This is a genomic window from Pedobacter africanus (assembly GCF_040548825.1).
Taxonomy (GTDB): domain Bacteria; phylum Bacteroidota; class Bacteroidia; order Sphingobacteriales; family Sphingobacteriaceae; genus Pedobacter; species Pedobacter africanus_A.
Map to the genome: position 1 here is coordinate 241,811 of NZ_JBEPSL010000005.1, position 13,276 is coordinate 255,086.

The window sequence follows — 13,276 nt, forward strand, 5'->3', positions numbered from 1 at the left end:
CAGATTTTATTTTACTTCATAGGTATAAACCGTTCTGGCCAGGTGGCCCATCACATCTATTCCTTCAATAACAACGCGGTAGCTGCCGGCTTCGTCTGTATTGAAATAATTAATTGCCGCTTTTCCTTCTTTATCTGTTACCACATGCGGGTTCCAGTAAACGGTGCTGCGGAGGTCTGGCCGGCTGTCTGTTGTTCCAGCCTCATATTTAGGAGAGTAGAATTCTCTGATGGCATGGTAGCCTTTAGGGGCATAGGTAATGATGCCCGGAGCAAAGCTAGAGCCGGTAAAACCGCCCCCTCTTTTTGTAGTGATGATGAGTACACCGCCCCCGCCACGTGAACCATATATGGCCGTGTTACCGACTGACTTTAAAACTTCGATACTTTCTACATCATTTGGCATAATGTTATCCAGAAAATCTGCTTCCACATGCATGCCATCCAGAACGATCTGCATAGGCACCTTGCCGCTAAGACTGCTGAACATGTTCCTGGTAAGGTAAGGAATACCATTTTCGATAATCAGTCCCGCTACGCGGCCCTGCAGGCATTGAGAGAGTGTAACGCAGTTTTGCAGCATCTCGGCTGTAACTATGAAATCGGCCCGGCCGGCCCCGTTTAAGTTTGAGGAATTTTTGGCATCGTTTCTTTTCTCTACGATCTTAACCTCATTGAGCATGAGGCTTCGTTCGAGCAATCCTCTTTTGGTCAGTTCATCGAAATAATTGTTGCTGCGTTTCAGGTATGCCTGCAAAGCTTCATTAACATTCACTTCAATATCGCCGGTGTTTGTATTTTTGGTAACGATTTGGCCAGGAACAATATCCAGCTTAATGTCGACGCTCTTTTTGTTTTTGGCCGTACGGCCCTGTACAATAAATTTGGTGCTGTCGTTAAAAATAAGGTTGTCGAAGTTAAAGCGGCCCTGGGCATCGGTTAGCGTATCAATGGCAAAAAAGCCTCCCGAAGATGAGAACAGGGAAACTTTGCTGTTGGGCAGTGGTTTCCCCCCGTAAGAGGTTATGGTGCCACTGATGGCCAGTGATCTTTCGGGCTGATAACGGACATTCGGCGGGATGTTGTTGATGATGTTTTTCCAGAGGATCCGGCGCCAGCCCTGGGTCATCAGCAGGTTGTCGAGTGCCTGAACGGTCTTCTCATCGTTATTGAGGAAATAATAGTTCGGCTTTTCGATATAACCTACCAGATCTGAGCGGAGCAACAGGCTGGTCAGGATATTGGTCTCGTTTTCCGGATCGGGCTTAACCGAAGCGGTATTGGTTACTGCAATAGAAAAACTGCCCTGTATCGGTTTTTGGGCAAACTGCGTAAGCAGACTAATGTCTACTTTTCCTCTTTTGCTGTAACTGGGGTTAAGTTTTTCCACACTGGCATTGATGCGGTCTTCGGTATTGTTTACGAAGGCCAGTCGCTCTGCAACAGGGTTGTTTGCTGCATTGAACAGGGTAAACTGTACGATACCCGACGGCAGGTCCTTTTTAGGGATACTTGCCGTAACAATCTGTTTCTGGGATGTGGCCTTGGTTACAAAATAAACATTTCCGCTGTTCTGGGCCACCAGTTTGAGTTCACTGGCACCGATCAGGTCGGCCGACATCAATATTTTAACTACAATCTTTTCAGGACTGCTGCTGTTTACAGATAAAACGTAGCCGCTCGGCAATACTTTTGGGAGGGCAACCGTTTGTTCCGATCCGTCTTTAAATTTCACTTTTGCGGAGTAGACTTTTCCCGGCTGCGGGTTCACTACAAAATTGCCCATGCCCAGGTGCGTCGTTTCAAAACGGTTTACTTCAGTGCCTTCGTTGTCGACAATAACCCCTGTTACATCTTCGCCCAGACCACCGGAATTAACGGCCTTTAATGCTATTTTATTCGGCAGGCTTTCTACCAGGTTACCACCTTCAGGGAAAAACTGCACATCGACAGCATTTGAAGTGGCTTTTAGAGGGATATTCTTAATTGCTTTCTGCTTGTCTGGCAAATTTATGGTTGCTATAATTTTGCCTGATTTATACAAGGCAGGTTGGGTATTCAGGTAGCTGATGGTGATTTCACCTTCGGCATTGGTGGTTGCTTTACCCTTGGCCAGGTTCCTGAAGTTGAGCTGCAACTCGTAGTTTACTTCGCTATCGGAATAAGGAAGTCCATTTTTATCTGCAAATTTAATTTTTGCCGTCACCTTTTCGGCGGTGTTTTCCTTGCTGTAGCTGTATTCTGTATGGGTGAAGACCCGGTTAGCCCAGGAGTTCCCTATTTTTATGGTTTTATCGAAAAAGAACTCCGTACCTGCATTTCTCATCCATTGGGTATAGGCCCGGATGCGGTAATTGCCTTCTGACAAGGTATCAGGAAGTTTGAAATCGCCCCAGGTAATTCCTCCGCTCAGGGGTTGCTTCAGTTGTGTTTTTATAGAATCCTTTTCATTGATCAGTTCTACATATAAGGCCTGGCTGATGTTTGAGGGCGCTCCGTTTTCGGTATTGATTACATAGGCTTTAAACCAGATGTCATCGCCTATGGCGTAATAAGGCTTGTCGAGGTGCAGGTGTACCTTTTCCTGAGGGTATTTTTTGTTGTAATCCTGCAGCCTTTTCAGCAGTTCATCAAAAGGCGGATCTGTCAGTTTGGCGACAAAAGAAAAGCAAATGCCAAGTATGAGCAGGGCAGGAACGACGAATTTAAGTTTCATAGTGTGAGCATAATTAACAAAGCCTCAATATACAAATATTGAGGCTAATTATGCGAATTAAATAAGCGGGAAGAATTGTCAGAATTTATTCTTCCACATCATGCTTTCGACAGGCTTGGTGGTTTTGTTGTTGTATTTGGCGTTGCTTTTAGTATTGTAGAGGGTACCTATGTTGCCTTCAACAACAAAATAGATGAGCTGGCCAATGGGCATACCTGCATATACGCGTACGGGCTGGGCACATGAAATCTCGAGGGTCCAGGTATTGCAGAAACCCACATCACCCTTACCTGCCGTTGCGTGGATGTCGATTCCAAGCCTGCCAGTACTCGATTTTCCTTCCAGGAAAGGAATATGAACATGGGTTTCGGTATATTCGAGGGTAACCCCCAGGTACAGGGTGCCCGGTTGAAGGACATAACCTTCTTTAGGAATCTCAAAATGCTCTACTTTATTATGCGCTTTGGCATCCAGTACCCTGTCTTTATAGGTGGCAAGATATTTACCCAGGTGAACATCATAGGAGTTGGTACCCAGGCATTCGGGCTTAAATGGTTCAATGATAATGGTGCCTTTATCTATTTCTTCAAGAATTCGTTTGTCGGACAGGATCATTTCTAAATGAATATTTGTTGTTTAAAGGTCAGGAAGCCTGCAAAAACCGGATTATTCTTTTTTATAACTTTAAGTTTGCAGGTTTCTGGTATTTGGACGAAATTATGATTAATTTAAGATACTTTTGCATTGTTTTCTAAAATAGAGATGCCTGTAGTTTTTAATAAAAATATTGACGAGGAGACCATACTTGCCGTGTGGAAAATCGAAGAAACAGAGGAACAGCTGCTTTCGGCTTTACAGCTAAAACAGCATGAACTGGATATCATCTCGTCCTTAAATAATGGCAAACGTTTGCTGCACTGGCTAAGTACGCGTGTGCTGCTGAGAACGATGCTGAATACCGACGAATATATTGATTGCAGGATGGACGAACATGGTAAGCCGTATCTGCCTGATCTGGATTATCACATTTCACTGAGCCATTCCTATGACTATGCCGCTGTAATTATTGGCAAGACCAAAAAGGTTGGTGTGGACATTGAGCTGATCAAGCATAAAATAAAAAGCATCAGGCATAAGTTCCTGTCAGATATTGAGCTCGCCCAAAAGCAGATCGGGGATAACATCAACGGTTTATATGTTTGCTGGTGTGCCAAAGAAGCGATCTATAAATGGAATGGCAGGAAGGGACTTGAATTTAAACAGGATATGCACATTCAGCCATTTAAATTAAAGGCAGAGGGGAGTCTGAACGCCCTGGTAGATCTGCCCGAGGGCACAGCCAACCTGTGTGTGCATTATTTTAAAATGGGTGATGACTACATGCTGGGCTATGTGGTAGCTTAATTTTTGGGAATGAACAAAAAAGTAGAATTTATAGATTGGGGACTTACCGATTACCAGGATGCCTGGCAAAAGCAGGAGGCTATTTTTGAGGGTACGGTGGCTTTAAAAACACAAAACCGAACCAACAATACGCAGCTGGAAACGCCTAACTACCTGGTTTTTTGTGAACACTCACACGTGTATACCCTTGGTAAAAGCGGTCATCCTGAAAACCTGCTGCTGGATGAGCGGGGGTTGCTGGAGAAGAAGGCGACTTATTATAAGATCAACCGTGGCGGAGACATTACCTATCATGGCCCCGGACAAATTGTAGGCTATCCCATCCTCGATCTGGACAATTTTTTTACTGACATACACCTTTATCTGCGCAAATTGGAGGAGGCTGTGATTTTAACACTGGCCGATTTTGGTATTGCTGCAGGCCGTTATGAAGGCTATACAGGGGTATGGCTGGATGCAGATAACGATAAGGCCCGTAAAATTTGTGCCATGGGCGTAAGGTGCAGTCGCTGGGTAACCATGCATGGTTTTGCATTTAATGTGAATACCGATCTTGACTATTTTAAAAATATTGTGCCCTGTGGAATTGATGATAAAGACGTAACTTCCATGCAACGCGAGCTGGGGTATGCGCCTGATATGGATGTGGTTAAGGCCAAACTAAAGGACCACATTGCCAGCCTGTTTAAAATGGAACTGTTTTAGGTGTTGAAAAAACATGAAGTTCATAGTTTTGATTTTTTAGAACAAAGCTTATCTTTATAGAAAAACTACTTTAAAAAAACAAACTATGGATTACAACTCAGAGTACTCAGCAGCCGGAGCCGGCATTGGAGCTGGAATTATCATTTTTTATCTTGCCATATTGGTTTTGGTATATGCAGGATTATGGAAAATCTTTGTAAAAGCCGGTAAACCAGGATGGGCGGCAATTATTCCGATTTACAACTTAATTGTGCTTATCGAGATCGTGGGCAAACCAACAATCTGGATATTATGGTTATTGATCCCTTGCGTAAACATCGTATTTGGAATCTGGTTGACAAACCTGTTGAGCAAGAGCTTTGGCAAAACCGAAGGGTATACTGTGGGCCTTATTTTACTGCCTATTGTATTTTATCCTATGCTGGGTTTTGGTGATGCAAAATATCTCGGTCCTTCAGCTGCAGAAGCACAAGCCGGATTTGCAGGCGGAAATAGCCCATTTGGCGTAAATAATCCGTTTAACAACACAAACGATCCTTTTAACCAGCCGCCGACAACCCCTAACGCATAATTGTTGGTATTGGAAACATACTTGTTATCCGCCTGGTCTTCTTTTTTAGATCAGGCGGATAATTTTTTTCTGCCCTGCCCGTTTAAGGCACTTACCGGCTTCGACTGCCCGGGCTGCGGCTTTCAGCGTTCTTTCTTTGCTTTGTTAAAGGGAGATTTGCAGGAGAGCTTTCATTTATACCCGCCTACCATTCCGCTGCTGATCACTTTTGCTGTGGTGCTCTCCGCACGGTACCTGACCGGCAGAAATAACGATAAACTTGTTAAAACTTTATACCTTATTACCGGAACAATTATCATCGGAAGCTATTTATTTAAGATATTTGCCCCGCATCAGCATTGAGCATAAAATGATAAATGACCATACCATCAGTTACCTGGCCCTTGGCGATTCCTATACCATTGGAGAGGCCGTTCCGGCAGCAGGCAGTTTTCCTTACCAGCTTGCCGCGCAATTAAAGGCCGAGCAGATCGTTGTTGCTGAACCGCACATCATTGCGACTACGGGCTGGACCAGCAGTGAACTTCAGGCGGCCATAAAAACTGCAGCCCTGGCCAGAAAATTTGATTTGGTTACCCTGTTGATAGGGGTGAACAACCAATATCGGGGAGAATCCATCACGGTTTACCGCCAGGAATTTGCTGCATTACTGCAAACTGCGCTTGATTTTGCCGGAGGGGACAAAACACGGGTGTTTGTGGTGTCGATACCTGACTGGGGCGCAACACCATTTGGTGCAGCCAGCGGCCGCGGCCAAGATGCGATTGCTTCGGATATAGACGCATTTAACGCTGTAAACAAAGAAGAGACATTACTTGCCGGGGTCAGTTATACGGATATTACTCCAGCTTCAAGAGCTGCGGTTGCTGATCCTGAACTGGTGGCAGAAGATGGCTTACACCCTTCCGAAAAAATGTATTCGGATTGGGTAAATAATTTATTGCCCGCTGTACTGAAGATATTAAAGTAACTATTGCGCCAGTGAAGTCTGGTGGTTGTAATCTTTCACTACTGTTTTTAAAAACTCCATTTCGTTCATGCCTTCGGGCCTGTTAACCGCTAAGATGCTGGCCACTTTTGTTGCTGTGGCATAGATAAGATCAGGGTTATAGGTTTTATAATAGGTGGCAATCACTTCGTGAATGAGCTCTATGTCCCGGTCGCTCAGCAGGCTGGCACTGGTAAAGACCGGATTGTAGGTTTCTTCAACCGGGTGAAAAGCGATATGGTTAATATTTGTACGCGGAACAGTTTTAATCACCGTGGTTCCGGCCACCATATCACCAATTCTTTGTTTGTTCTCGGATACCGCCACAGAGATCAGGGCACCCAGCTGGGCGGTTAACCAGAAATCGACCAGCCGGAACAGCCAGCGGATAAAATACTGCCCTATACTGGCCTGACCACCATTCAGACTGATCACTTTGATTTTCAGCAGGCGCTTACCTACGCACTGTCCATTCATCAGGATCTCGCAAATGAGGTTATAAAAAACGAAACCGGCAGCATACAGGCCAATCAGTATGTAGAAAAAATAGGGTGATCTGTCGAGCGCCCCAGAAAGTCCCGTGAGCACAACAAGGAAAACAAAAATCAGGTATAAACCCAGAAATACGGCCATATCTATTAACCTTGCTGCTATACGCTCGCCTAAGCCTGCAACAGGATAGTCGATATCTATGTGCTGACTGGTATTTACCTTTATTGTTTCCATACTTGTTCAAATATAATACTGATGTTCAATTTATTCTTGTAAAATTGTTTTTTGTGGTTATTTTAACAGAAAATTACATTCTACCAAAATCTATGAGAGAGGCGCTGTTTGTCAAACAAAATTCAGGGAAGTGGAAGTCCTATGAGCAGTTGCAAACAACGAACCCCGATGAACTGGCCGAGCGTTTCATTGACATCACCAACGATCTGGCCTACGCCAAAACCTTTTATCCAAAATCCAGAACTACAGCCTACCTGAACGGATTGGCTGCGGGCTTGCATCAATCCATTTATAAAAATAAGAAGGAGGACACCAGCCGGTTCATCACCTTCTGGAAGTTTGAACTGCCGGAGTTGTTTTACACCTACCGGCGGCAATTGCTGTATGCTTTTTTATTTTTCCTCATCTCGGGTGCTATGGGGGTACTTTCTGCAAAGTATGACGATACCTTCGTAAGGCTCATTCTGGGTGATGGTTATGTGAATATGACCAACGAGAACATTGCCAAAGGCGATCCCTTTGGGGTCTACAAACGACAGGGGCCCGTGGAGATGTTTTTTATGATTGCCATCAATAACGTCTATGTTTCGCTGCTTACTTTTTTGAGTGGCATCTTTTTGAGTGTGGGACCAGTTTTTATGCTGTTACGGAACGGGATTATGCTGGGCTCGTTTGAATATTATTTTTTTAGCAGGGGGCTGGGAGCTGAGTCCATCCTGGTGATCTGGATTCACGGAACACTGGAAATTTCGGCAATCATTATTGCTGGAGCCGCCGGGCTGGTACTTGGGCATGGCCTGCTGTTCCCTAAAACCTACACGCGCTTTCAGGCATTTAAGAATAGTGCAAAAGATGGGACAAAGATTGCCCTTGGCCTGGTACCTATCTTTATTGTTGCCGCATTTTTTGAGGGTTTTATTACCCGTTATACCCATATGCCTTTGTGGCTTAGCATCAGTATTTTAGGGGGATCGCTGGCATTTATCATCTGGTATGTGATTGTCTACCCCGCCAAACTTTATAAACGCAATCAAATCAGCTAAACATGTCAGAAAAAATTGAATTTAAGAAATTGAGGGAGTTTGGAGAGGTCATTAGTGACACGGTTTTGTTTATAAAACAAAATTTTAAAGCCCTGCTAAAGGTGTTTGTGTATTTCTGCGGCTTTTTTATTGTTGCCGGTATCATTGCTTCGGTGATACAGCAGCTGGGCCTGCAGGGCATGGCCAAAGATACCGGCAATCCTTTTAAGTTTGCCCGGCCATCGGAAATTTTTACCCTCAGTTATTTTATGGTTATCGTATTTACGCTGTTTACCTACACAGCTATTAACGTTTCGATACTCAGTTTCATCGTATTGTACATCGAAAAACAGCGTACGGCCCCTTCCCCTGAGGAAGTATGGGGATACTTTAAATACTATTTTGTGCGGGTCTTTTTCAGTGGTCTGTTTGTCAGCATTTTTGTGATGGTTGCTTTTCTGTTCTGTATTTTACCCGGCGTTTATATTTTTCCGGCCATGTCTCTGTTTTCTGCTGTAATGGTAATGGAGAACGGAAGCTTTAGCTATTCCTTCAGCCGTTCCTTTAAATTGTTGAAAGACCAGTGGTGGGTTACGGCGGGTACTATATTTGTGATCTGGATGATTGCCTATGCCAGTATGTCTTTTGCTTCCTTACCAGCTGTATTTTTAACCATGGCAGGAACCTTTATGCCAATATCCAGTGAATGGAGCAAGGTAATGATCGTTATAGGCACTATAGTGCAGCACCTGTGTTATGTATTTATGATGATCCCGGTAATCGGATGCACCCTTTGTTATTTTAACCTTGCTGAGCGGCAGGAAAGTACAGGCCTGATGGACCGCATTAACCAGCTGGGGCAAGAGAAAGATCAGCTGAGCGGCTTAGAAGAGGAGTATTGATATGTATAAAGCGCTCGCTCTGTTGATATTGTTATGTACCTCTGCCGTATGTTTCCCTGCGGCTGCACCGGCCTTGGCTGCAGGCAAAAGCGTGCTGATAAAAAATGACAGCACAAAGCTGGAACTTCGCAATTTTAACCAGCAGAAAATACAGCAGTACAAGACAGAAAAAGAATTCCTATATGAGGAGGCCGAGCGTATCGACCTGAGTTACTGGGACAGGTTCTGGAAATGGTTCTGGAGCCTGTTTGATGGAGTGGTAAGCAATGAATACTCCGGAGGGATTCTGAAATACCTGGTTATGCTGCTGGCAGCAGGACTGATTGTTTTTATCGTGGTCAAATTTTCGGGGCTCGACTTAAAGATCTTTGCCGGAAAAGCTAAGGCTGTTGATGTTCCTTACAGCGAATCGCCCGATAACATTCATGAGATCAATTTTAATGAGGAAATAGATAAGGCAGTTGCTGCAGCCAATTACCGGCTTGCCGTACGATTGTTCTACCTGAAGTCCCTGAAGTTGTTAAACGACAAGGCGCTGATCGACTGGCAGCCCGAAAAAACCAATCAGACCTACATCAGCGAGCTGACTGATCCCGATAAAAAAACGTCATTCACTGCACTGACCACTCAGTTTGAATACATCTGGTACGGTGAATTTTTTATCGACCGGGAACACTTCATTGAAGTTAAGGATAATTTTGAACGGTTTAACCTTGCAGCGGGATGAAGGGGCTGAGGTTATATCTTATAGGAACTGCACTGGTTACCCTGGTGTATCTGATTGCGCAATATTACAAACCCAAGCCCACAGACTGGACCCCTACCTATTTAAAGGAAGATAAGATTCCCTTTGGTCTTTTTATCCTTTACCAGGAATTGACGGCTATATTTCCGGAGGCGACAGTGAAAACAACCCGGCTTCCGGTATACAATACGCTGAAGGACAAGTCTTTTGAAAACAGCAACTACCTGCTCATTAACGGGGATGTCAAAATGGATGAGTATGACTTCAAGGAGCTTATTAAATACATGAACAACGGTAATCATGTATTGATTGCTGCTTTTCAACTGAGTGATTTTTTACAGGACACCCTGAACATTCAACTCAATTCTGTGTTCAACCCGCCGAATAAAAAAGGGACACCCATCAATTTTGTAAACCCGGAGGCAAGAACTGCCCGGGGTTATGTGTTTGAACGGGGCCTGAGCGACCAGTATTTCAGCAAACTGGATACAGGCAGGGCGCTGGCACTGGGCAGAAACAGCAAGGGCGATGTTACCTTTGTAAAATATCCTTTTGGTAAAGGTGCCCTGTATATCCTGCCCAACCCGCAATTGCTTTGCAATTACAGCTTGCTGAACAAAGATGGGCTGGATTATGCCTCTAAACTTTTGTCGCACCTCCCGCCTGCCAAAACGATCATCTTTGATGAGAACAATGCCAAAGGCAACGCCGAAGAGGCATCTGTGCTTCGCGTGTTCCTGAAACATGCCCCGCTTCGCTGGGCCTATTACCTGGCGCTGGCCGGTTTGCTGGTATTTGTGCTTTTCGAAATGAAGCGCCGGCAGCGGATCATCCCTGTTATTGAACCCTTAAAAAATACCTCGGTAGATTTTGTTAAGGTAGTAGGTAAAGTATATTACCAGCAAAGGGACAACGGCGACATTGCCAGGAAAAAGATCAGTTATTTCCTGGAACACCTCCGGTCGGCCTACCATGTAAAGACCACGCAGCTGGATGATGAACTTTTAGCGGTGGTTGTACTTAAGTCTGGTGTGGAGCAGGAGCTGGTGCAACAGTTGTTTAAGCTGATGAACGGTCTGGACAAAGCTGCATTTATAAGCGATGAACAACTCATCGCCCTCAATAAAACAATAGAGAAATTTTATAAACAAGCCCAATAAATTATGGAAGCGGAAATGTTTAACCAAAGAACGGACCTTACACAGCTGAATACTGCAGTAGAGCAGGTCAGGCAAACGCTGGGCAAGATCATTGTAGGTCAGAAAGATACGATAGATTTTTTAATTGCAGGCTTACTTGCGGATGGCCATGTGCTGCTGGAAGGCGTACCTGGAGTGGCCAAAACCCTAAGCGCCAAGCTGGTTGCCAGGAGCATTGATGCTTCATTTTCACGTATCCAGTTTACACCCGACCTGATGCCTTCAGATGTGCTGGGCACCTCGGTATTCGACCCAAGGTCTGCCACCTTTGAGTACCGGAAAGGTCCCATCTTTGGGCACATCATCCTGGTAGATGAAATTAACCGCGCCCCAGCCAAAACACAGTCGGCCTTGTTTGAAGTAATGGAAGAGCGGCAGGTTACGGTTGACGGGCATACCTACCAGATGGAGGAGCCTTTTATGGTATTGGCTACCCAAAACCCTATAGAGCAGGAAGGCACATACCGGTTGCCAGAAGCACAGCTGGACCGCTTTCTGTTTAAAATTGAAGTGAAATATCCAAGTCTGGAAGAAGAAACAGCCATCCTGTTAAACCAGCACCAGCAAAAACTGGATGACGAACTAAAGGAAGTAAAAGCGGTTTTAAGCATTGAACAGATCAGGGCCTGCAGGGCGATAATAAAAGGGCTGCATGTAGAACCAAAGCTGATTGAATACGTAGCAAAGATTGTACACGAAACCAGGAACAACAAATCGCTTTACCTGGGCGCCTCGCCCCGGGCATCGCTGGCCATGGTAAACAGTGCCAAAGCCATTGCTGCCATGCAAGGGCGTGATTTTGTGACACCCGAAGACATTGTTAAGGTTGCTGCGCCAGTGCTGGCACACCGGATTATGCTGACACCGGATAAAGAAATGGAAGGGCTTACCGCCAGCGACGTGGTTGCACAGATCATCCAGAAAATAGAGGTTCCAAGATAAACCCGGCAGATTGAAACACCTGATCAGAAAATATTACACCGACCTGTTTTTGGGCAAGAGATTTTTTGTCGCAACCGGCCTGTGCGTGACTTTATTCCTGTTCTCTTTCTTTTTGCCATGGCTGGCCGACCTGCCCTATATCTGTTTCTGCGTATTTGTATTGCTGGTACTGCTGGACCTGCTGCTGTTGTACCGTACAAAGCGGGGTGTTTTTGTGCGTCGCGACCTGCCGGAACGTTTAAGCAACGGAGACGACAATGAACTGTACATCTATGTAGAGAATTTCTATTCTTTTGCCGTAAGGATTGGCATCATAGATGAAATCCCCTTTCAGTTTCAAAAGCGGGACCTTTGGTTCAAAAGCAGCCTGAAAGCAGGGATGCACAAAACCATTACCTACACCTTAAGGCCTGTAAAAAGGGGAGAGTATCTTTTTGGAAAGATAAGACTGTATGTCCAGTCGCCACTTGGACTGGTTAGCCGGCGGTTTAATTTTGGGGAGGAAGCCATGGTCCCTGTGTACCCATCTTTCCTGCAGCTGCGGAAATACGAATTGATGGCCATTTCCAACAGGCTGAATGAAATCGGCATTAAAAAGATAAGGCGCCTGGGGCACAGCATGGAGTTTGACCAGGTAAGAAATTATGTGCAGGGCGATGATTACAGGACGGTTAACTGGAAAGCGACGGCACGTAAGGGCGATCTGATGGTAAACTCCTTTACCGATGAAAAGGCACAGCATGTATACTGCGTTATTGACAAATCCAGAACGATGAAAATGCCTTTTGAGGGATTGAGCTTACTGGATTATGCCATTAATGCCAGCCTCATCCTGTCGAACGTAGCCCTGGTGAAGGAAGATAAGGCCGGTTTGATTACTGTGGCGGAACAAACGGCAAGTGTTGTACCTGCCGACAGACGTCCTGCCCAGTTGGGTAAAATAATGGAGGTGCTGTACAAAGAAAAGACAAGGTACCTGGAACTGAACATGGAGGCTTTGTATAGCAGCGTGAGGGCAACCTTAAAACAGCGCAGCCTGGTGGTGTTTTTTACCAATTTTGAAAGCATGTCGGCCCTGAACAGGCAGCTTCCTTTTTTAAAGCGCATCGCGCGGTTCCACCTGTTGCTGATCGTATTTTTTGAAAATACCGAACTGCGGGCCTTAACAGAAAAGCCTGTCGGGAATGTGGAAGATATTTATATCCAGACCATAGCGGCTAAATTTGCTTACGAGAAAAAGCTGATGGTAAAGGAACTGGCAAAACACGGTATACTGAGCATGCTTACCCCTCCGGATCAGCTCACTATAAATGTGGTGAACCGCTATCTGGCCATAAAGGCCCAGCAAAAAATATAG

Annotated in this window: 14 protein-coding genes; 11 read left to right on the top strand and 3 right to left on the bottom strand. The window is 45.1% G+C overall.

Annotated elements, in window-relative coordinates; translation table 11 throughout:
* Nucleotides 1-6 precede the first annotated feature (6 nt).
* The gene (locus ABIE26_RS22840) at nucleotides 7-2,715 is read right to left on the bottom strand and encodes a carboxypeptidase-like regulatory domain-containing protein (protein WP_310145969.1); all 2,709 of its coding nucleotides are present in this window, start codon (nucleotides 2,713-2,715) and stop codon (nucleotides 7-9) included.
* A 78-nt stretch (nucleotides 2,716-2,793) separates the two neighbouring features.
* Complete coding sequence (gene dcd, locus ABIE26_RS22845) at nucleotides 2,794-3,330, bottom strand: dCTP deaminase (RefSeq protein ID WP_310145968.1); 537 nt, start codon at nucleotides 3,328-3,330, stop codon at nucleotides 2,794-2,796.
* Nucleotides 3,331-3,477: 147 nt separating this feature from the next.
* Here dcd and ABIE26_RS22850 point away from each other — a divergent pair, with 147 nt between their 5' ends.
* The 5 genes from ABIE26_RS22850 to ABIE26_RS22870 all read left to right on the top strand — a co-directional run bounded on the left by ABIE26_RS22850 (nucleotide 3,478) and on the right by ABIE26_RS22870 (nucleotide 6,365).
* Nucleotides 3,478-4,119: a 4'-phosphopantetheinyl transferase family protein gene (locus ABIE26_RS22850; RefSeq protein WP_310145967.1), complete on the top strand. Its 642-nt coding sequence runs from the start codon at nucleotides 3,478-3,480 to the stop codon at nucleotides 4,117-4,119.
* Nucleotides 4,120-4,128: 9 nt separating this feature from the next.
* Nucleotides 4,129-4,824, top strand: coding sequence for a lipoyl(octanoyl) transferase LipB (gene lipB / locus ABIE26_RS22855; RefSeq protein WP_310145966.1), 696 nt, complete (start codon nucleotides 4,129-4,131; stop codon nucleotides 4,822-4,824).
* An 85-nt stretch (nucleotides 4,825-4,909) separates the two neighbouring features.
* Entirely contained in the window at nucleotides 4,910-5,395 is a 486-nt protein-coding gene (locus ABIE26_RS22860) for a DUF5684 domain-containing protein (protein WP_310145964.1), read from the top strand.
* A gap of 9 nt (nucleotides 5,396-5,404) precedes the next feature.
* Nucleotides 5,405-5,737: a DUF2752 domain-containing protein gene (locus tag ABIE26_RS22865; RefSeq protein ID WP_310145962.1), complete on the top strand. Its 333-nt coding sequence runs from the start codon at nucleotides 5,405-5,407 to the stop codon at nucleotides 5,735-5,737.
* A gap of 7 nt (nucleotides 5,738-5,744) precedes the next feature.
* The gene (locus ABIE26_RS22870; RefSeq protein ID WP_354376257.1) at nucleotides 5,745-6,365 is read left to right on the top strand and encodes an SGNH/GDSL hydrolase family protein; all 621 of its coding nucleotides are present in this window, start codon (nucleotides 5,745-5,747) and stop codon (nucleotides 6,363-6,365) included.
* On the opposite strand, the gene ABIE26_RS22875 is transcribed toward ABIE26_RS22870, so the two are convergent.
* Nucleotides 6,366-7,109, bottom strand: coding sequence for an RDD family protein (locus ABIE26_RS22875; protein WP_310145959.1), 744 nt, complete (start codon nucleotides 7,107-7,109; stop codon nucleotides 6,366-6,368).
* A 92-nt stretch (nucleotides 7,110-7,201) separates the two neighbouring features.
* Here ABIE26_RS22875 and ABIE26_RS22880 point away from each other — a divergent pair, with 92 nt between their 5' ends.
* Genes ABIE26_RS22880 through ABIE26_RS22905 form a run of 6 tightly spaced genes read left to right on the top strand, consistent with a single transcriptional unit; the run spans nucleotide 7,202 to nucleotide 13,276 of the window.
* Nucleotides 7,202-8,152 carry a stage II sporulation protein M gene (locus ABIE26_RS22880; protein WP_310145957.1) on the top strand — a complete coding sequence of 317 codons (951 nt, stop codon included), beginning with the start codon at nucleotides 7,202-7,204 and terminating at the stop codon, nucleotides 8,150-8,152.
* 2 nt (nucleotides 8,153-8,154) lie between these two features.
* On the top strand, nucleotides 8,155-9,033 hold the full coding sequence (locus tag ABIE26_RS22885; RefSeq protein ID WP_310145955.1) for a hypothetical protein: 879 nt from the start codon (nucleotides 8,155-8,157) through the stop codon (nucleotides 9,031-9,033).
* A 1-nt stretch (nucleotide 9,034) separates the two neighbouring features.
* On the top strand, nucleotides 9,035-9,760 hold the full coding sequence (locus tag ABIE26_RS22890) for a DUF4129 domain-containing protein (RefSeq protein ID WP_310145953.1): 726 nt from the start codon (nucleotides 9,035-9,037) through the stop codon (nucleotides 9,758-9,760).
* Entirely contained in the window at nucleotides 9,757-10,938 is a 1,182-nt protein-coding gene (locus ABIE26_RS22895) for a DUF4350 domain-containing protein (RefSeq protein ID WP_310145951.1), read from the top strand. Before ABIE26_RS22890 ends, ABIE26_RS22895 begins: the two co-directional genes overlap by 4 nt.
* 3 nt (nucleotides 10,939-10,941) lie before the next feature.
* Nucleotides 10,942-11,919, top strand: coding sequence for an AAA family ATPase (locus ABIE26_RS22900; RefSeq protein WP_310145950.1), 978 nt, complete (start codon nucleotides 10,942-10,944; stop codon nucleotides 11,917-11,919).
* Nucleotides 11,920-11,929: 10 nt separating this feature from the next.
* On the top strand, nucleotides 11,930-13,276 hold the full coding sequence (locus ABIE26_RS22905; protein WP_310145949.1) for a DUF58 domain-containing protein: 1,347 nt from the start codon (nucleotides 11,930-11,932) through the stop codon (nucleotides 13,274-13,276).